An 18,173-nucleotide genomic window follows, 5' to 3' on the forward strand; every position below is an offset into this window, starting at 1 on the left:
TTCCATTTCAGTTAGCTTCACTTTACCCGGGGGTAATATGACCGCGCGGTATCTTCAGGCATACATTGAAGTATGGCTTCTCCGTCCACCGCAAATACAGCCCGCATCCCACTGGAACCGCTCGTCGATCCGGCGTCCGGACTTTCGCCCGAAGAGGTGGAGCGGTATTCCCGGCACCTGATCATTCCGGAGATCGGGGCTCTTGGCCAACGGCGTCTGAAGAACGCCCGGGTCCTGGTGATCGGCGCCGGCGGTCTCGGCTCGCCGGCCCTGCTGTATCTCGCCGCGGCCGGCGTCGGGACCATCGGTATCATCGACGACGACGACGTGGACCTGAGCAACCTGCAGCGCCAGATCATCCACGGGGTGGCCGACGTGGGGCGGCCCAAGATCGAGTCGGCGCGCGATGCCATCGTGGCGCTGAACCCGCTGGTTGAAGTCCGCCTGCACGATGTCCGGCTGGATGCCTCCAACGCCCTTGATCTCTTTGCCGGCTACGATCTCATCCTTGACGGAGCCGACAACTTTTCCACCCGCTATCTGGTCAATGACGCCGCGGCGATCCTGGGCAAGCCGTACGTGTGGGGTTCGATCTTCCGCTTCGACGGACAGGTCAGCGTGTTCTGGGAAAACCACGGCCCCACCTACCGGGACCTGTATCCCGAAGCTCCGCCGGCGGGCTCGGTGCCGTCGTGCGGCGAGGGCGGTGTATTCGGAATGCTGTGTGCTGCGGTCGGAGCGCTGATGGTGACGGAGGCCGTCAAGCTGATCACCGGCGTCGGACGTTCCCTGCTCGGCCGGGTGGCGCTGTACGACGCCCTGGGCGGAAGCTGGCGCGAGATCAGGGTGGCAAAGGACCCGGCGGCACCGAGGATTACGGAGCTGACGGACTACGAGGTATTCTGCGGAATCGCCCCGGCGGAAGCCGCCGACACGGAGCACACCGTCACGGCGACGCAGCTGGCCACGATGCTGGCCTCCCGCGACGCCGGGCTGAAGGACTTCGATCTCGTTGACGTGCGGGAAGCGGGGGAATACGACATCGTCCGGATCGAGGGCTCCGTGCTCATCCCGCAGGGCCGGATCCTCTCCGGCGAGGCCTGGGGCGACCTGCCGCAGGACAGGGACATCGTCTTCCACTGCAAGGCCGGAACACGCTCCGCGGCCGTGCTGGCCGCCGCCAGGAAGGCCGGCTACCAGCGCGTGAGCCATCTCGACGGCGGCATCCTCGCCTGGGTCAGGGACGTAGAGCCCCAGAAGCCCGTCTACTGACAGGGGCGCCGTGTTGTCGGTGGGGCAGGGCATATCACCCCGCGATGATCGGAATTTGCCGGGACATAATGACTTCGCCGGTGATCCAGTGCAGCAGGTCCACGGTGAGCTTGTAGGTCCCGGTCGCAGGCGGTCGCAGGAGCATGTCATAGCGCTCGGCAGCGCCGAAATTGACGATGCTGGTCCGCAGGGGGCCAGTGGCGGAAATTGGCCGTGCAGGCGCCGACGGGCTGGACGTGTCGCGGAAGGCCCGTCCGTCGTGGGCTATCAGCTCGGCCATGGCAACACGTCTTGGTCACCGGGTGGTCCGGATGGACCACCTACTACCAGTCCGAATCGTCGTCGGCTGAGGACCGGGCCCGAAATTGTGCGTGAACGTGAATCCAAGGTCGCACCTCCAAGTAGGCGTCGCGGTAGCCCCAATGGTGCGCACAAAACCTATGGAAAGCTTGGGCTTCAGTCCGGCCTCGGTGTTGCGTTTTTGGACCCGGCGATGCCAACACCCGACGGCTCAGCGGCCCGAGGACCCGTGCAGGCGCAGGTGCAGAAGGCTAGGCGGAGTTCCTGCGGGACCCGGCCTCAGGGAGCTGGGAGGGAGCCGGTACGCCGTGGTCCACAGGGCATTCGGCCGTGGCCTTGGCGGCAGGCTGTTCCACGGCGATGCCGTAGAGGGTTTCCAGTGCGGCAACGTAATCGTCCTGCTGACCTTTGGCCGCAAGCTCCCGTGCCCTGACGGTGGGGACGTGGAGCAGTTGCTTCACCATACGCCGCAGGGCGAATTCGACTTCCTCAGCGGCCGCGGTGCAGCCGTGACGGGCGCGGACCTTTTCCATTTCCGCGTCCAGCACGTTCATGGTGTGGCGGCGCAGGGCCACGATGGCCGAGTCCACGGACCGGACCTCGCGTTCCTGTTCAAATGCTTCGGCGGCGCCGGAAACGATGCTGCTGGCCTGAGTCAGGGACTCGGCCTGTTCCTGGGGAGCTGCCAGGCGTACGGATTCCAGCGTTAGGAGCTCAACGCCGTCGAGCTCTCCCACCGCGGGATCAAAATCGTGGGTGAGTGCCAGGTCGATGGCGATCAGGGGCCGGGTGGATCCGGCACGGACCTCGTTGAGCTCCGCTGCCTCCACCCTGGTGTCCGAACCGCTGCAGCCGATCATGACGTCGGCGGCGGCGACGGCGGGGCGCAGGGTGTCGCCGTCGAGCGCGGTACCGCCGCGCGTTGCCACGAAAGTGGCCGCGCGGCCTGAGGATGAAAAGACGGAGATGTCGCTGCAGCCGCGTTCCCGCAGCAGCGCCATGGTGGCGCCCGCATAGGCGCCCGTGCCGAACACCACGACTTTCTTGGTGGACCAGTCGGCGTCTTCGGAGAGGTCAGTCGCGAGGTCGAGGGCCACCGAGACGATGGAGAGGCCCCTGGACCCGAGCGCCGTCTGTGCACCGACGTCCTTTGCCGTTTTGGACGCTGCCTGGAAGAGCCGGACCAGGCCGGAGCTGGCGGTGCCCTCATGCTGCGCGGTAATCAGCGCCCGCCTGACCTGACCGGCAATTTCCCGTTCTCCGACGACCGCGGAGTCAAGGCCCGAACTGACGGCAAAAAGGTGCTGGCTGACTTCCGGGCCGGTCCGTGTGCTGAAGGAACGGGACACGAGCTGTTCGCTGAGTCCGCTCATCTCGCTGATCTGTCCCACCAGGGCGGCCCGCGCGGCTTCGACGTCATCCGCGTGCGGAGCTTCGCCATAGATCTCGTAGCGATTGCAGGTGGCAAGGACAACCGCACCCGTCACTGCCGGCGATCCGGCGAGGGAGGATGTAGCGATGCCTGAAGAACCGTTGCTTAGCTGAGCAACGGTTTCGAGGTCGATGTCGGCGTGTGTAGCCACCAATGAAAAAAGAACCACAGCAGGACAATCATAGCTTTTTCGCAACCACGTAGAACAACCCCTGGCCGCAATGCCCGGTCCAACAGCCTGTGATTCCTGCCACGCGGGCTAATTCCGGCCAGGGGATGACAGGCTGTCGTTATCTTTTAGTGGCGATTTTCGGCACAATCAAAGGCATGACTTCTAGCGCTGCAACATCAGATGGCACGGTTCTTGATGCAGGCCATCCGCTCGTGGACGGGCGCACTTCCGACTCGCCCCTCATCACCGCCTACCGCGGCGGGAAGCCGAGCCGCCGGCCGGTGTGGTTCATGCGCCAGGCAGGGCGGTCCCTGCCCGAATACCTGAAGGTACGCGAAGGCGTGGCCATGCTGGACTCGTGCCTGCGCCCTGAGCTTGCCTCCGAGATCACGCTGCAGCCTGTGCGCCGCCACGATGTCGATGCGGCGATCTTCTTCTCGGACATCGTCATCCCGCTCAAGCTGGCCGGCGTGGGAGTGGACATCGTCCCGGGCGTCGGCCCGGTCCTGGACAAACCGGTCCGCACCGCCGCCGATGTCGCCGCTCTGCCCAAGCTCACGTGGGAGGCGCTGGAGCCGATCCGGGAGGCCGTCCGGCTCACCGTGGCACAGCTTGGCAAGACGCCGCTGATCGGGTTTGCCGGAGCGCCATTCACCCTGGCCGCTTACATGGTGGAGGGCAAGCCCTCACGCGACCACCTCGGCCCGCGCACGATGATGCACGCGGACCCGGAAACCTGGACGGCGCTGGCCAACTGGGCAGCCGACGCCTCGGGCATGTTCCTGCGCGCCCAGTTGGAGGCCGGCGCCTCTGCGGGACAGCTGTTCGATTCCTGGGCGGGATCCCTGGGCCTCGCGGACTACACCAGGTCCGTGGCTCCGGCCTCGGCGCGCGCCCTCGACCACGTCCGGCACCTGGGCGCACCGCTGATCCACTTCGGCACCGGAACGTCGGAACTGCTGGTGGCCATGCGCGACGTCGGCGTGGACGTGGTGGGGGTCGATTACCGACTGCCGCTTGACGAAGCGAACCGCCGGCTGGGCGGCACCGTGCCGCTCCAGGGCAACATCGATCCGGCGCTCCTGTCCGCCCCGTGGGAGGTGCTCGAAGCACATGTCCGGGAAGTCATCGCGTCCGGCGCCTCGGCGCCGGGCCATGTCCTGAACCTCGGCCACGGCGTGCCGCCGGAAACGGACCCGGACGTGCTGACGCGCGTCGTCGAACTTATCCACTCCATCGCCCCGGAGTAAAGCGATGGGTGCGGGCAGCTCTCCTGTTGCCGGACGGACGGCCCTGGTGGTGGGCGGCGGCATCTCCGGTCTCCTCGCAGCCCGGGAACTGGCGCAGGCCGGACTGGACACCACGCTGCTCGAAGCCACGGACTCGTGGGGCGGCTGCGTCGGCCGCCATGAGGTCGCCGGCCTGGACCTGGACAGCGGCGCCGAGTCGTTCGCCACGCGCTCCAGCGCCGTGGCCGATCTGGCGACGGAGCTGGGCCTGACCAAAGACATTGTTGCCCCGCATCCCGGCGGTGCCTGGGTGCAGCTGCCGGACGGCCCGCGTGAGCTTCCCAAGACGGGTGTGCTGGGCATTCCGGCGAACCCGTGGGACCCCGAAGTGCGCCGGTCCCTCGGGCTCGGCGGTTCGCTCCGCGCCTCGCTTGACAGGTTCCTGCCCGCGTCCGTGGGCACCACAGCCGATGTCGCGAGTGTCTCCTCGCTGGTCCGCGCCAGGATGGGGCGGCGTGTCCTGACCCGCCTGGTAGAGCCCGTGGTGGGCGGCGTGCACTCGGCTGATCCGGGACTCCTGGACGTGGACATGGTGGCTCCCGGGCTCCGCGCCGGGATCACCCGGCACGGTTCGCTGGCCGCCGCGGTGGCGGCCCAGCGCCGCCGGCCCGCCGAGGGGGCAGCGGCAGCCAAGGCAGGCTCTGCCGTCGCCGGGCTGAGGGGCGGCATGCACACCCTGGTATCAGCCCTCGTGGCCGATCTACGCCGCCGCGGCGTGGGGCTTGTGACCGGCGCCCGGGCGGACTCGGCGGCGCGGACCCCGGACGGCTGGCGGATCCGTACCAGCGGAACCGGGACTCCGGAAGACGGGGCCAACGGACAAACGTACGACGCCGGTGTGCTGGTGATCGCGCTGGACGGTCCTGCCGCCGTCGGGCTTCTTGAGGACGCCGTGCCGGCCCTGGCCGGCCACCGGCCCGGCCCCGGCCCGGAAGTCAAACTGGTAACACTTGTTGTGGATCTCCCTGAGCTGGACCGGCGTCCGCGCGGAACCGGCATCCTGGTGGCTCCGCAGACCCCCGGCATCCGCGCCAAGGCGCTCACCCATGCCACAGCGAAGTGGGACTGGCTGGCGGCGGCGGCCGGCCCGGGCAGGCATGTCCTGAGGCTGTCGTATGGCCGCCGCGACAGCGCCGCTCCGGCCGCCGACACGCCGGAATTGAGCGCCGACGCGGCGCTGCTTGAGCAGGCAATGCGCGACGCGTCCGCCCTGCTGACCGTGCCCGTTAGTGCGGACAGCCTGGTGGACTGGGATGTCGTGTCATGGGCCGGCGCGCTGCCTTTTGCCGCGGTCGGGCACCGGCAGCGGGTTGCCGAGGTCCGCAGGATCTGCGCCGGCAGCGAGGGACTGCTGCTGGTGGGCGGATGGCTCGCCGGAAACGGGCTGGCCGCAGTGGTGGCGGACACCCGCAAACAGTTGCAAGACGTCCTCCACTAGCCTGTTTTTCCGTCCGGAGCCGGTGATGAACGGGCCCGTTCCGGCCTGTGCACGGCGCGGGCCAGGCTGCTGTACGACCGCCCGCGATACCTGCTGGCGGCCCTGACCGCAAGTTTTTCCCGGCGGCGATTTGTGTCTAGGGTCGATGACTATGGTCAATCAGAAGTCCGATAATTTTCGTACGCTGACTGGTTTCCATGGGGGACTTCGGCGCGGCACTGCAGCAGCTGCGCTCGGAGCGGTACTGGTCTTGTCCGCAGGTGTTCCTGCATCCCACGCTGTTAGCCTCGGGTCTCTCACAGACACGGAAGAAGGCGGCACCTCAAGCCCGGCTCCGGCCGGCACGAGGGTCAGCGCCACGGTCAGTGGCGACTTGGTCTCCGGAGACTCGGGCCCTGGTGACTCGGGCTCCGGCGGTACGGGCCTCGAGGCCTGGGCCGCGGCAGCATTGGCGGGGCGATCGGACCCGCCGGCTCCGACACCCGCCCTTTCGCCGTCATTCTCCCCGCCAGTGTCCCCGGTTCCGACGCCCACCGTGCCGCAACGGGCAGTGCCGACGCCGACCGTGCCGACGCTGTCCCCAGTGCCGTCGGTGCCCACATCGCCCGAGCCGTCGCTGTCGCCTTCCACGACGCCGTCGCCGGCTGCGCCGCTCCCTTCGCCGTCCGCTACGGCTTCCGCGCCGTCTTCCTCGCCTTCACAGGCTCCCGCCGGCACGGCTACGCCACCCGGGACATCGGCAAGTGCTCCCACGGAGGCGTCTTCGCCGGCGTCGACTGGCTCCGGGGCCGCCCCCGCAGCCGGAGCCCCGGCGCAGGGCCCCGCGCTGCCGTCATCCGGGGTTGGTCCGCAGGACGCGGCGGCTCCGGCATCCGGATCGTCAACTTCCGCGAAGACGCATTCCCTGGCGGAGGCAATCGGCAGGCCCGCTGCGGCGTTGGGCGCCCACGGGCTCGGCGCTACCGGGACAGCCTCCGGAGTGTGGGGGGCGGCAGAACTGTCCGGCCCGATGAACATGGCGACCATAGACTCCCGCTACACAGCGCATGCGCCGTCCGAAAGCGCAGTTCTTGGCGTTTCGCAGGGCAGCGCTGCCTGGCCGCTGGTCTGGGCAGGAGCCGGGCTCGTGGTCCTCGCCGGTGCCGCCGGCCTCGTCGCTTTGAGAATTCGCAGGCCCCTGTGACAGCAGGATGCTGTGAAATAAGCCACTTCTACACGCCGTAGAAGTGGAGTTTTTCGACTTGGGAGCATGAAAGGGGCAGGATGGTATCCATGAGCCACACTCCTGCCGAATCTGTCACCAAAGCCGAAGAAACAGCCGAGCAGTTCTTCACCCTCTGGACCGTATTCAAGCGCTCCGCAGACGTCCTCCGCACCGCTGATGCTGCCGAAGATTTCGACGCCCTCGTGGCGCGCCTGGCAGAGGGCGGGGTGACCCACCGCGGAAGCTACGATGTCTCCGCCATGCGCGCCGACGCCGACATCATGGTCTGGCTGCACGGGCCCAAACCTGAGGCGCTGCAGCAGGCCATCCGGGACATCCGCCGCAGCAAGCTGTTTGCCGGAACGGAAATAGTGTGGTCCGCCATGGGTGTCCACCGCGAGGCTGAGTTCGCCAAGAACCACACGCCGGCCTACTCCCGCGGCGTGGCACCGGCCGAATGGCTCTGCGTGTACCCCTTCGTCCGGTCCTACGAGTGGTATCTCCTGCCGGAGGATGAGCGCGGCCAGATGTTGCGGGACCACGGACTGTTGGGCCGCGACTTCCCGCAGGTTATTTCCAACACCGTGTCTTCGTTCGCGCTCGGCGACTGGGAGTGGATCCTCGGCCTGGAGGCTCCCGACCTCGTGGACCTCGTGGATCTCATGCGCCACCTGCGCTCTACCGAGGCCCGCAACCACGTCCGCGAGGAAATCCCCTTCTACACCGGCCGCCGGATCACTGCCGGGGAGATTGCCGAGGTCCTGGCATGAGCCCGCTGGGTCCCCAGGAATCCGCCGTTGCCGTGAACGCGGTGACGGAAGCCGGCCGGATGGCGCCCAAGGATTACGACGCCGTTCTCCTCGCCTCGTTCGGCGGCCCGGAAGGCCAGGAAGACGTCATCCCGTTCCTGCGGAATGTCACCCGCGGGCGCGGGATCCCGGATGAGCGGCTGGAAGAGGTGTCGCACCACTACCGTGCCAACGGCGGCGTCAGCCCGATCAACCAGCAGAACCGCGAACTGAAGGCGGCGCTGGAAGCGGAGCTGGCGGCCAGGGGCATCGGGATGCCGGTGCTCTGGGGCAACCGCAACTGGGACCCCTACATCCCGCAGACCCTGCAGGACGCCTACGACGCCGGCCACCGCAAGCTGCTCATGGTCACCACCAGCGCCTACTCCTGTTACTCCAGCTGCCGCCAGTACCGCGAGGACATCGGCATGGCACTGACCGAGACGGGCCTCGATGGCAAGCTCGAAGTGGACAAGGTGCGCCAGTACTTCGACCACCCCGGCTTCGTGGAACCCTTCATCGAAGGCACGGCCGCCGGAATCGCCGACGTCCGGTCCCAGCTGGAAGCAGCCGGAACCTCCGGGGCCCCCATCCATGTTCTCTTCGCCACGCACTCCATCCCGACGCGTGACGCTGATGCTGCCGGACGTTCGGTGGACGAACCCCGCGAGTTTGCCGAGGGCTCGGCCTACGTCGCCCAGCACCTGGCCGCCGGAACCGAGGTCATGCGCCGCGTCGAAGACGAATCCGGCCTTTCCGCACCGTGGTCCCTGGTGTACCAGTCGCGCTCCGGCGCCCCCCATGTGCCCTGGCTCGAACCAGACATCAATGACGCCATTGAGGACCTGGCCAAGCAGGGAGTCAAAGGCATCGTGATCGTTCCGCTCGGGTTCGTCAGCGACCACATGGAAGTGGTGTGGGACCTCGATACGGAAGCCATGGAGACCTGCAGCAACCTCGGGCTCGCCGCAACCCGCGTTCCCACGCCGGGGACCCACCACCGTTTTGTATCAGGCCTTGTGGACCTCATCTGCGAACGCACCGCGGCGAACAACATCGCGGACCGCCCTGCGGCGACACCGCTCGGGCCCTGGTACGACGTCTGCCGTCCCGGGTGCTGCGCAAATTTCCGCGGCGAAAAGCCAACCATCGCCGGTGCCGATACCACTGTGGGCACCGGCCACGACCCCCATCCTTCAGCGAGGCAGGACGCGCAGTGACTGTACGGATCGGCACCCGGGCCAGCAAACTGGCCCTCACCCAGACACAGCAGACCGCTGACCTGCTGGCCGCCGTCGGGGGTTTCCCCGTGGAGCTTGTCCACGTCAGGACCGAGGGCGACGTCCTTAAGGGTTCGCTGTCACAGATGGGCGGCACCGGTGTCTTCGTGGCCGCACTCCGGGACTCCCTGCTCCGCAACGAGTGCGACGTCGCCGTGCATTCCCTCAAAGACCTGCCCACGGGCCCGGCGGAAGGGCTGACCCTCGCCGCGACTCCGCGCCGCGTGGATGTCCGGGACGTCCTGTGCTCCCGCGACGGATTCAAGCTGGCTGATCTCCCCAAGGGCGCCCGGGTGGGCACCGGCTCGCCCCGCCGGGCCGCCCAGCTCCGTGCGGTCCGCCCTGACCTGGACATCGTGGACATCCGCGGCAACGTGGACACCCGCCTTGGGCGCGTTCCGGGCCTCCCCGGAAACGCCACCGACGCCGTAGTGGACGGAAAATCCTGTGATCTCGATGCCGTGATACTGGCCGCTGCGGGCCTGGAGCGCATCAGCCGGCTGGACACCGTAACCGAATACCTGGAGACGGACATCATGTTGCCGGCCGCGGGGCAGGGTTCCCTTGCCATCGAATGCCGCACAGCCGATGCCCCCCGAAAAGCAGGTTCCACCGAGGGTTCGCAAGGCGTTCTCGCACAGGCACTGGCGGCCCTCGACGACAAAGACACCCGGCTTGCCGTCACCGCGGAGCGTGCGCTGCTGGCCCGGCTCGAGGCAGGCTGCGCCGCCCCCGTGGGCGCCTACGCCTACCGCAAGGGCAGCATGCTCCACCTCGAAGCAGTGGTCTGCGCCGTCGACGGTACGGCTTCAGTGCGCGACAAGCGGGCCACGGACGGACTGACCGAAGTTGGCGCGACGCTGCTCGGCATCGAACTGGCGGAAGTCCTCCTGGCCGCAGGGGCTGCGGACATCGCGGACCTGACAGCGTCCTGACCGGCCGGCGGGGACCACTTTATGGAACGAAGCGGCGAAGGTCCGGCGATCGGCTCTGCCCGGAACCAGGACGCGCAGCGCCCCGAAGAAGAGTTTCCTGAAACGCGAGAGTTCTCTGAAACGCGGCGCCCGCTGGCGGGCGACGGCGTACTGATCACCCGGAGCTCGGAACGCGCCGGCGCCCTTGCAGCACAGCTTCGGCTGGCCGGTGCAGAGCCGCTGCTGTTGCCGCTGACGGACTTCGAACGCGCTGCGGACCAGGCGGCCCTGGACGATGCCTTCGATGGCCTGGGCGCAGGCGACTTTGACTGGCTCGTGGTCAGCAGCGCCACCAGCGTCCTGGCGCTGGAGCACAAGGCGGCCGAAAGAAACGTGGCCTTGCGTCGGTGGATACCGTCGGGAACGCGGGTGGCCGCGGTGGGACCGTCCAGCCGAAGCGCACTGGAGGCCGCCGGGATCGCCGTGCACTTCGTCCCCCAACACGAACAGTCCGCGGCTGGTCTTGCCGGGGAATGGCCCGGGGGGCCGGCCAGGGTGCTGCTGCCGCAGGCCGATATCGCAGCTCCCACGCTTGCCCGCGGACTCAAGGCACAAGGCGCGGATGTGCGGACGGTGGTGGCCTACCACACGGTGGACTACCCGGCGGGGCCGGGCCGCCGCCTTGCCGCGGACCGAACGTCGGCCGGCGGCGGTGCGGACTCCGACGGCGGCTCATTCCTGGTGACTCCGGCGGAAGCAAAAGCCCGCATGGCCGACGGCGGGATTGCCGCCGTCGTCGCGGCTTCGCCGAGTGCCGCCCGCCGCATCCACGCGGCGCTTTCACCCTTGGGAGCCTGCCGCTTCGTTGCCATCGGGAAGACAACCGCGGCGGAAGCTGAGGCCCTGGGCCTGACCGTTGCTGCCACGGCAGGCGAGTCCACCCCTGAAGGGCTTGTGACGGCGGTCATCCGGGCCCTCCATCCCGAAGCCGGCACGACCCCAGACATCCATTCGTCAGCAGCAGGCTCCCAGTGAAGGACAGGACATGAGTTTTCCGAACCACCGCCCCCGGCGGCTCCGCACCACTCCCGCGATGCGCAGGCTCACTGCCGAGAACAGGCTTGCCCCCGCAGAGCTGATCCTCCCCGCGTTCATCCGCGAGGGCCTCGCCGAACCCCGTCCGATCGCGTCCATGCCGGGCGTGGTTCAGCACACCACCGAAACCCTTAGGCGTGCCGCCGCAGAGGCCGTGGAGCTGGGCGTGGGCGGAATCATGCTGTTCGGCATTCCGGAGGTTCGCGACGCCGAAGGAACCGCATCGCTGGATCCGGACGGTGTCCTGAACAAGGCCATCCGCGATGTGCGGGCCGAGGTGGGCGACGACCTGGTGATCATGAGCGACGTCTGCCTGGACGAATTTACCGACCACGGCCACTGCGGCGTCCTGGACAGCGACGGCTACGTGGACAACGACGCCACGCTGGAGATCTACGCCAAGATGGCCGTGGCCCAGGCCGACGCCGGCGCCCACGTGCTGGGCCCCTCCGGAATGATGGACGGCCAGATCGGCGTCATCCGCCAGGCCCTTGAGGACGCCGGACACGTCAACACCGCCGTTGTGGCCTACGCCGCCAAATACGCCTCCGCCTTTTACGGCCCGTTCCGGGAGGCCGTCGATTCGCAGCTGAAGGGCGACCGCCGGACCTACCAGATGGACGCCGCCAACCGGCGCGAGGCCATCCAGGAAGTGGAACTGGACCTCGCTGAGGGGGCCGACATGGTGATGGTCAAGCCCGCCATGAGCTACCTCGACATCCTGAGGGACGTCGCGGAAATGAGCCCCGTGCCGGTTGCTGCGTACCAGATCTCGGGGGAGTACGCCATGATCGAGGCGGCAGCGGCGAACGGCTGGATCGACCGGCGGGCCGCCATCACGGAGTCCGTCCTGGGCATCCGGCGCGCCGGCGCCAACATGGTCCTGACCTACTGGGCGAGCGAGCTGGCTGGCTGGCTGAAGGAATCCAGATGAGCGAAACTCCGGTGAGTTCGCCCGCTCCGGCCGGCCCCACTGAACCGGTCGGGCCAACCCGGATCCTCCTAGGGCTCAACACCTTCGGTGATGCAGGGACCGGGCCGGACGGAAGCCCGGTGCCGCATGCCCAGGTCCTGCGGCAACTGCTGGAACAGGCGGAGCTGGCAGACGCCGTCGGACTTCACGCCTTTGGCGTGGGGGAGCACCACCGCAAAGACTTTGCAGTATCCGCCCCGGAGGTCTTCCTCGCCGCAGCGGCCGCACGGACCCAACAGATCCGGCTCGGTTCGGCTGTCACCGTGCTCAGCTCCGACGATCCCATCCGGGTTTTCCAGCGGTTCTCCACCGTTGACGCGCTTTCCAACGGACGGGCGGAAGTGATGCTGGGACGGGGCTCGTTCATCGAATCCTTCCCGCTCTTCGGGCTCGACCTCGCGGACTACGAGGTCCTCTTCGAGGAAAAACTCGAGCTGTTCCACAAAGTCCGCGCGCAGAACCCCGTCCACTGGGAAGGGCGCACCCGGCCGGCCCTGAGCGGGCTGAGCGTATATCCGCATCTGGAGCACCACCTCCTGCCTGCCTGGATCGGGGTGGGCGGCACCCCCGAATCCGTGCTCCGCTGCGCCGAATACGGATACCCCATCATTTTCGCGATCATCGGCGGCGAGCCGCGCTCCTTTGCGCCGCTGGCCAATCTTTACCGGGAGGCCATGGCCAAGTACGGCCATCCCCTGCAGCAGGTTGCCACGCATTCGCCCGGGCACGTTGCGCCCACAGACGGGGAAGCGCGGGAGGAGTTTTTCCCGCACTGGCTCGAACTTCGGAACCGGATCGGCTCGGAGCGTGGCTGGGGCCCCGGCAGCCGCGCCGAGTTCGACGCGATGTGCACACCCGAGGGCGCCCTCTACGTTGGCTCGCCCGAGACCGTGGCACAAAAGATCGTCCGGCTCAAGCACAACCTTGGGGCGGACCGCTTCGATCTCAAATACAGCAGCGGATCGCTGCCTCATGCCGCCATGATGCGCTCCATCGAGCTGCTCGGAACGGTTGTGGCACCCCGCGTCAACGAACTCCTGAAAGAATAGGACGCATGACTTCCAGCATGCCTCGCAACGAGGAACTCTTCGACCGCGCCCGCCAGCTGATGCCGGGCGGAGTCAATTCCCCGGTCCGGGCCTTCGGCTCCGTGGGCGGCACTCCGCGGTTCATGGTCTCGGCCAAGGGTCCGTACCTGACGGACGCCGACGGCAACGAATACGTTGACCTGGTCTGCTCCTGGGGTCCGGCACTGCTGGGCCACGCCCACCCGGCCGTCCTCGAAGCGGTCCACGCAGCCGTGGACCGCGGGCTGTCCTTTGGCGCGTCCACCCCGGACGAGGCCAACCTGGCGGCGATCGTCAAGGAACGCGTTTCCGCCGTGGAGCGGCTCCGCATGGTGTCCACCGGCACGGAGGCCACCATGACCGCCGTCCGGCTTGCCCGGGGTTTCACCGGCCGAAACCTCGTGATCAAGTTCGCCGGCTGCTACCACGGCCACCTCGACGGCCTGCTGGCCTCGGCCGGTTCGGGCGTTGCCACCCTGGCCCTTCCCGGGTCGGCAGGGGTCACCGCAGCCACGGCTGCCGAAACCCTGGTGCTCCCGTACAACGACCTCGGAGCGGTCGAGGCCGCGTTCGCCGAGCACGGCCCCAACATCGCCGCCGTCATCACCGAAGCCGCGCCCGCCAACATGGGAGTCGTCACCCCCGGTGACGGCTTCAATGCGGGGCTGTCGCGCATCACGGCCGCCCACGGCGCTCTGCTGATCGTCGATGAGGTCCTCACCGGGTTCCGCACGGGCTACTCCGGCTACTGGGGCCTGACCGGCGGGGCCGCAGAGTCCACCGAAAAGTGGACCCCGGACCTGCTGACCTTCGGAAAGGTGATCGGCGGCGGCATGCCGACGGCGGCACTCGGCGGACGCGCCGACGTCATGGACTACCTCGCCCCGCTCGGCCCGGTCTACCAGGCCGGCACACTGTCCGGCAATCCGGTGGCCATGGCCGCCGGCGTTGCCACCCTCACGCACGCCACCCGTGAGGTCTACTCGTTCATCGACGCCCGCTCGCTGGAGCTCTCCTCGGCCCTCTCATCCGCCTTGGACGCGGCCGGCGTGGACCACTCCATCCAGCGCGCTGGGAACCTGTTCTCGGTGGCGTTCGGCACCTCGCAGCACGGCGTCCACAACTACAGCGACGCCCAGAAGCAGGATGTGTTCCGCTACGCGCCCTTCTTCCACTCCATGCTGGACTCGGGCGTGTACCTCCCGCCATCGGTATTTGAGGCCTGGTTCCTCTCGGCAGCGCACGACGACGCCGCCATGAACCGAATTTTCGAAGCCCTGCCTGCCGCCGCGAAGGCGGCCGCCGCCGCCAAGGCCTGACCCGCCGTCGTCCTCCCGGGCGCGGGTTATCACCGCCCGTGCCGGAAACGGAAAATCCCCGGTCCGAGGACCGGGGATTTTCTGCATCCTTGCCCTCCGGGCATGAACGGTAATGCGACCTTGGCTACGACCTTAGAGAACGTCGGACAGGAAGCCCTGCAGCCGCTCGGTGCGGGGACCGGTGAAGATCTGTTCCGGCGGGCCGGATTCCACCACAACGCCGCCGTCCATGAAGGTGACGGTGTCCGAGACGTTCCGCGAGAAGCCCATTTCGTGGGTCACCACCACCATGGTCATCCCGCCCTTGGCCAGATCGGCCATCAGGGCCAGGACGCCCTTGACGAGCTCGGGGTCCAGGGCCGACGTCGCTTCATCGAAGAACATCACCTCCGGCTTCATGGCCAGCGCGCGTGCGATCGCCACGCGCTGCTGCTGGCCTCCCGAGAGGTTGGCCGGTCGCGAGTCCGCTTTGTGCTTGAGCCCCACGAGGTCCAGCTGTTCCAGGGCCTCGGCGCGCGCCTGGTCCTTGGGCAGCTTCCGCAGCTTTCGCAGCGCGAGAGCCACGTTCTCCACGACGGTCTTGTGCGGAAAGAGGTTGAACTGCTGGAAGACCATGCCGATGCGCTGGCGGAGCTCGTCCGGGTTGTCTTTCAGCACGGAGCGCCCGTCCAGCAGGATGTCACCCTGGTCCGGTTCGATCAGCCGGTTCATGACCCGCAAAAGGGTGGACTTTCCGGAACCGGACGGGCCGATGACCGACGCAGTCGTTCCAGTTTCCACGTGCAGGTCGATGCCCCGAAGCACATGGTTGCTGCCGAAGGAGAGGTGCAGGTTCTTGCCAGTCAGTGAACCGGACGCGAATTCGCTCATGGCTGCGCTCCCTTCCCAATCAGTGCTGCGGCGTCGTCCGGCTGTTTCTTTTCCGGCCGTCCGGTGCGCAGACGGTTGTCGATGTAGTTGACCAGGTGCGTCAGCGGGATGGTCAACAGGAGGTAAAGCAACGCCGCGGCTACCAGCGGGGACAGGTTCCCAGAGTTTGCCGTGGCGTCGTTGCCGATGCGGAAGATTTCCCGCTGCGACGCAAGCAGGCCCAGGAAGTAAATCAGGGACGAGTCCTTGATCAGCGCGATGAACTGGTTGACCAGCGCCGGCAGGACGCGGCGGATGCCCTGCGGCACCACCACGAGCCGCATGGACGATCCGTAGCTGAACCCCAGTGCCCGGGACGCCTCCAGCTGGCCTTTCTCCACGCTCTGGATTCCGGACCGGAAGATCTCCCCGATGTACGCCGCTGCCATCAGGGACAGAGCCATGATGCCCAGCGGGTAGGGATTGCTGCTGCCGGTGATGTCTTTCACCACCGGGCCGAGCCCGATACTGATGATCAGGATGGTGACGACAGCAGGCAGGCCCCGGAAAATGTCCGTGTAAACCCGTGAAATCCAGCGCAGCACGGCATTGCGGGCGATGGCCATAATGGCCAGGAGCATGCCGAGAACGCAGCCGATGATGCCGGACAAAACGGCCAGGATCAGCGTGTTGGGAAGGCCAACCGTCAACAGGGAGGGGATGACCTGGGCCATCGCCTCCCAGTTGAAAAAGGTGTCAAGAAACTGGGCGAAATCCATAGGCTAGGAGGCCGGGAGTGCGGAAGCCTTGCTGCCCGGCTTCCAGTTCTTGGGGGTTTCACGGTCCGGGTACCACTGCTTGGCCAGCTTGGACCAGGTACCATCGGCGACCACGGCGTCGAGGGCCGAGTTGAGCGCGTCGGTCAGCGCCTGGTTCTTGCTGTTCACCGCGTAGGCCGTGAAGTTCTGGGTGTTGATGGTCTTCTCGACGATGGCGGTGCCGTCGCCGCTCTTGACCTGGCCGTCAGCCTGCTGGGAAGGGGCTACCCAAGCATCCACCTGGCCGTTCTTCACGTTGGCGTAGGCGGTGTTGTAATCGGGGAAACGGACCGGCTCGATCTTGAGCGTGTTGGTGACGTAATCGTCCTGCACGGTGCCCTGGACGACGGCGACGCGCTGGTCGCTGCTGACGTCCTTGAAGCCCTTGATCTTGGAGTCGGTCTTGGCAACGACTGCCATGTAGCCGAAGTCGTAGCCGTTGGTGAACCCAACGGATTCGCGGCGCTTGTCCGTGGTGGAGATCGAGGAGGATCCGACGTCGAACTTCTTGTTCTGAACCTGGGCCAGCAGGGCGGAGAAATCGGTGGCCGCGAACTCCACCTTCAGTCCGAGCTTGGCGGCCATCGCCTTGAGCAGTTCGTTGTCGAATCCGGTGAAGTTGCCGGACTTGTCGATGAAGATGTTCGGCGGGGCATCCGAAAGCGTGCCGACGCTGAGTGTTCCTTCGCTGAGAAGGCCGAGCTTGGACTTGTCGATCTTGTCCAAGGCGGTGACGTCCTTGGTGGTGTACTTGTCCAGCGAGGTCTGATCGCTGCCTGCAAGGGCATCGGTCGGCGACCCGCTGGGCGCAGCGGCGCCGCCGCCGCATGCGGCCAGGGAGACGGCCACGGCAATTGCCACGGGAACGCTGGTCAGCCACTTCATAGCTTTGATTTTCATCAAGCAATCACTTTCATAGAGATTTCACGAGGATTTGGGGGCGGTCCAGTCGCGCAGTCAGCGCGAAGACGACTGCCATAGCAGAGCCGGACCGCAAAACTTAATCATCTCACCACCCGCTGAATAGGGGCTGAGCCGAATTAATCGCGAGGAAATATCTCTATTGCTGAATCTAATTCAGATGCGCGGTGCGGCGTAAGTGCTTCCTTTGCAAATGAAGCCCGTTTGCGGAATCTGGACCAGTTCCTTTTGTGTCGGTGGCGGCATTCCTCTGCGTGTGAGTTGCGTCGCAGACCTCAGAAGTCGCCCCGGCTGGCGTCTTCAGGGGGCAGGACAGGCCAGTCTCCCTCGATCACCGCGGCCGGCTTGGTCTTGCGGAGATATTGCTGGAAATCCGCCGCCTGGCTGACGGCCCAATCCATCTGGAGCTGGTGCAACTGGCTGGCGGGCAGCTTCAGCTTGGGGAACTTGCCGGCCATCGCATCCAGCATGCGGAGAGTCGCCAAGGCATCCGCGGCAGAGGTATGGGCGTTTTCGAGGTCCACGCCGTACTCGTCGCACAGTGCCGTCAGCGTCCTCTTGCCTTTGCGGTAACGGTCCACCTGCTTATTCATGATGTACGGGTCGAGGACCGGAAACCTGCTTAGCTGCGGGACGCCGTACCGGGCCGATTCGGCGGCAAGGACCGTGAAGTCGTAGCTGGCGTTGAAAGCGATCACCGGCACTCCGGCGTCGAAGAGCTCCTGAAGTACCGCTGCGAGTTCCCGGGTGACTTCCGCTGCTGGCCGGCCATTGCTGCGTGCGTGCTCGGTGGTGATCCCGTGGATGTCACTCGCTTCCGTGGGAATCTCGACGCCGGGGTCCGCCAGCCACTCATGTTCCTGGATCACGCCTCCGGAGGCGTCCACCACGGTCACGGAGGCCGTCACGATTCGTGCGGCGCGGGAATTACGGCCGGTGGTTTCGAGGTCGAAGGCGGCCCGGGGGAGGGTGTTCCAAGTGCTCATGGCTACACGCTACCGGCTGGCACTGACAGTTTCGGACCGTGTCGCGGGCTCCGCCG

General features: G+C 67.0%; 18 protein-coding genes. 11 read left to right on the forward strand and 7 right to left on the reverse strand.

The features are described 5' to 3' along the window. Positions 1-72 precede the first annotated feature (72 nt). Positions 73-1,272, forward strand: a complete 1,200-nt coding sequence (moeB, locus tag LQ144_RS12760; protein WP_230119079.1) for a molybdopterin-synthase adenylyltransferase MoeB — start codon at positions 73-75, stop codon at positions 1,270-1,272. A gap of 34 nt (positions 1,273-1,306) precedes the next feature. Here the strand turns inward: moeB and LQ144_RS12765 are convergent, their stop codons facing one another. Next, on the reverse strand, positions 1,307-1,552 hold the full coding sequence (locus LQ144_RS12765) for a hypothetical protein (RefSeq protein ID WP_230119080.1): 246 nt from the start codon (positions 1,550-1,552) through the stop codon (positions 1,307-1,309). A gap of 271 nt (positions 1,553-1,823) precedes the next feature. Further along, complete coding sequence (locus tag LQ144_RS12770) at positions 1,824-3,173, reverse strand: glutamyl-tRNA reductase (protein WP_230119081.1); 1,350 nt, start codon at positions 3,171-3,173, stop codon at positions 1,824-1,826. Between the two features lie 158 nt (positions 3,174-3,331). Here LQ144_RS12770 and hemE point away from each other — a divergent pair, with 158 nt between their 5' ends. Together hemE and hemG are read left to right on the forward strand one after the other, a co-directional pair. Further along, positions 3,332-4,426, forward strand: a complete 1,095-nt coding sequence (hemE, locus tag LQ144_RS12775) for a uroporphyrinogen decarboxylase (RefSeq protein WP_230119082.1) — start codon at positions 3,332-3,334, stop codon at positions 4,424-4,426. Positions 4,427-4,430: 4 nt separating this feature from the next. Continuing rightward, complete coding sequence (hemG, locus tag LQ144_RS12780; RefSeq protein WP_230119083.1) at positions 4,431-5,903, forward strand: protoporphyrinogen oxidase; 1,473 nt, start codon at positions 4,431-4,433, stop codon at positions 5,901-5,903. Positions 5,904-6,062: 159 nt separating this feature from the next. Here hemG and LQ144_RS12785 read toward each other — a convergent pair whose 3' ends face one another. Continuing rightward, a complete protein-coding gene (locus tag LQ144_RS12785) occupies positions 6,063-6,929 on the reverse strand; it encodes a hypothetical protein (RefSeq protein WP_230119084.1) in 867 nt (288 codons plus the stop codon). Between LQ144_RS12785 and LQ144_RS12790 the strand changes: the two genes are divergently transcribed. From LQ144_RS12790 to hemL, 8 genes are all read left to right on the forward strand, one after another. Then, the gene (locus LQ144_RS12790; RefSeq protein ID WP_230119085.1) at positions 6,919-7,086 is read left to right on the forward strand and encodes a hypothetical protein; all 168 of its coding nucleotides are present in this window, start codon (positions 6,919-6,921) and stop codon (positions 7,084-7,086) included. The genes LQ144_RS12785 and LQ144_RS12790 overlap by 11 nt on opposite strands. 89 nt (positions 7,087-7,175) lie before the next feature. Beyond that, positions 7,176-7,877, forward strand: a complete 702-nt coding sequence (gene hemQ, locus LQ144_RS12795) for a hydrogen peroxide-dependent heme synthase (RefSeq protein WP_230119086.1) — start codon at positions 7,176-7,178, stop codon at positions 7,875-7,877. Continuing rightward, positions 7,874-9,115, forward strand: a complete 1,242-nt coding sequence (locus tag LQ144_RS12800) for a ferrochelatase (protein ID WP_230119087.1) — start codon at positions 7,874-7,876, stop codon at positions 9,113-9,115. Before hemQ ends, LQ144_RS12800 begins: the two co-directional genes overlap by 4 nt. Further along, complete coding sequence (hemC, locus tag LQ144_RS12805; RefSeq protein WP_230119088.1) at positions 9,112-10,110, forward strand: hydroxymethylbilane synthase; 999 nt, start codon at positions 9,112-9,114, stop codon at positions 10,108-10,110. Before LQ144_RS12800 ends, hemC begins: the two co-directional genes overlap by 4 nt. Positions 10,111-10,131: 21 nt before the next feature. Further along, positions 10,132-11,124 (forward strand): uroporphyrinogen-III synthase, encoded by a 993-nt coding sequence (locus tag LQ144_RS12810; protein WP_230119089.1) that lies wholly within the window; start codon positions 10,132-10,134, stop codon positions 11,122-11,124. 10 nt (positions 11,125-11,134) lie between these two features. Next, the gene (gene hemB, locus LQ144_RS12815) at positions 11,135-12,118 is read left to right on the forward strand and encodes a porphobilinogen synthase (protein WP_230119090.1); all 984 of its coding nucleotides are present in this window, start codon (positions 11,135-11,137) and stop codon (positions 12,116-12,118) included. Next, the gene (locus tag LQ144_RS12820) at positions 12,115-13,206 is read left to right on the forward strand and encodes an LLM class flavin-dependent oxidoreductase (RefSeq protein ID WP_230119091.1); all 1,092 of its coding nucleotides are present in this window, start codon (positions 12,115-12,117) and stop codon (positions 13,204-13,206) included. Before hemB ends, LQ144_RS12820 begins: the two co-directional genes overlap by 4 nt. Before the next feature lie 5 nt (positions 13,207-13,211). Beyond that, positions 13,212-14,543 carry a glutamate-1-semialdehyde 2,1-aminomutase gene (gene hemL / locus LQ144_RS12825; RefSeq protein ID WP_230119092.1) on the forward strand — a complete coding sequence of 444 codons (1,332 nt, stop codon included), beginning with the start codon at positions 13,212-13,214 and terminating at the stop codon, positions 14,541-14,543. Positions 14,544-14,675: 132 nt separating this feature from the next. Here hemL and LQ144_RS12830 read toward each other — a convergent pair whose 3' ends face one another. The 4 genes from LQ144_RS12830 to LQ144_RS12845 all read right to left on the reverse strand — a co-directional run bounded on the left by LQ144_RS12830 (position 14,676) and on the right by LQ144_RS12845 (position 18,117). Next, positions 14,676-15,413 (reverse strand): amino acid ABC transporter ATP-binding protein, encoded by a 738-nt coding sequence (locus LQ144_RS12830; RefSeq protein WP_230119093.1) that lies wholly within the window; start codon positions 15,411-15,413, stop codon positions 14,676-14,678. Then, a complete protein-coding gene (locus tag LQ144_RS12835) occupies positions 15,410-16,171 on the reverse strand; it encodes an amino acid ABC transporter permease (RefSeq protein WP_230119094.1) in 762 nt (253 codons plus the stop codon). Before LQ144_RS12835 ends, LQ144_RS12830 begins: the two co-directional genes overlap by 4 nt. A 3-nt stretch (positions 16,172-16,174) precedes the next feature. Further along, positions 16,175-17,110 carry an ABC transporter substrate-binding protein gene (locus tag LQ144_RS12840; protein ID WP_230119095.1) on the reverse strand — a complete coding sequence of 312 codons (936 nt, stop codon included), beginning with the start codon at positions 17,108-17,110 and terminating at the stop codon, positions 16,175-16,177. Between the two features lie 296 nt (positions 17,111-17,406). Further along, on the reverse strand, positions 17,407-18,117 hold the full coding sequence (locus LQ144_RS12845) for a 3'-5' exonuclease (RefSeq protein WP_230119096.1): 711 nt from the start codon (positions 18,115-18,117) through the stop codon (positions 17,407-17,409). Positions 18,118-18,173: the final 56 nt, after the last annotated feature.

It is taken from the genome of Arthrobacter sp. Bi83 (assembly GCF_918698095.1).
Classification (GTDB): domain Bacteria; phylum Actinomycetota; class Actinomycetes; order Actinomycetales; family Micrococcaceae; genus Arthrobacter.

Bases quoted from the DNA above. Each gene is read 5' to 3' on its own strand.
- LQ144_RS12845 (WP_230119096.1), bottom strand. From the start codon at position 18,117: ATGAGCACTTGGAACACCCTCCCCCGGGCCGCCTTCGACCTCGAAACC.
- hemB (WP_230119090.1), top strand. From the start codon at position 11,135: ATGAGTTTTCCGAACCACCGCCCCCGGCGGCTCCGCACCACTCCCGCG.
- LQ144_RS12840 (WP_230119095.1), bottom strand. From the start codon at position 17,110: ATGAAAATCAAAGCTATGAAGTGGCTGACCAGCGTTCCCGTGGCAATT.
- hemQ (WP_230119086.1), top strand. From the start codon at position 7,176: ATGAGCCACACTCCTGCCGAATCTGTCACCAAAGCCGAAGAAACAGCC.
- hemL (WP_230119092.1), top strand. From the start codon at position 13,212: ATGACTTCCAGCATGCCTCGCAACGAGGAACTCTTCGACCGCGCCCGC.
- LQ144_RS12810 (WP_230119089.1), top strand. From the start codon at position 10,132: ATGGAACGAAGCGGCGAAGGTCCGGCGATCGGCTCTGCCCGGAACCAG.
- LQ144_RS12830 (WP_230119093.1), bottom strand. From the start codon at position 15,413: ATGAGCGAATTCGCGTCCGGTTCACTGACTGGCAAGAACCTGCACCTC.
- LQ144_RS12765 (WP_230119080.1), bottom strand. From the start codon at position 1,552: ATGGCCGAGCTGATAGCCCACGACGGACGGGCCTTCCGCGACACGTCC.
- LQ144_RS12800 (WP_230119087.1), top strand. From the start codon at position 7,874: ATGAGCCCGCTGGGTCCCCAGGAATCCGCCGTTGCCGTGAACGCGGTG.
- hemE (WP_230119082.1), top strand. From the start codon at position 3,332: ATGACTTCTAGCGCTGCAACATCAGATGGCACGGTTCTTGATGCAGGC.
- hemG (WP_230119083.1), top strand. From the start codon at position 4,431: ATGGGTGCGGGCAGCTCTCCTGTTGCCGGACGGACGGCCCTGGTGGTG.
- LQ144_RS12835 (WP_230119094.1), bottom strand. From the start codon at position 16,171: ATGGATTTCGCCCAGTTTCTTGACACCTTTTTCAACTGGGAGGCGATG.
- LQ144_RS12785 (WP_230119084.1), bottom strand. From the start codon at position 6,929: ATGGTCGCCATGTTCATCGGGCCGGACAGTTCTGCCGCCCCCCACACT.
- LQ144_RS12790 (WP_230119085.1), top strand. From the start codon at position 6,919: ATGGCGACCATAGACTCCCGCTACACAGCGCATGCGCCGTCCGAAAGC.
- LQ144_RS12820 (WP_230119091.1), top strand. From the start codon at position 12,115: ATGAGCGAAACTCCGGTGAGTTCGCCCGCTCCGGCCGGCCCCACTGAA.
- moeB (WP_230119079.1), top strand. From the start codon at position 73: ATGGCTTCTCCGTCCACCGCAAATACAGCCCGCATCCCACTGGAACCG.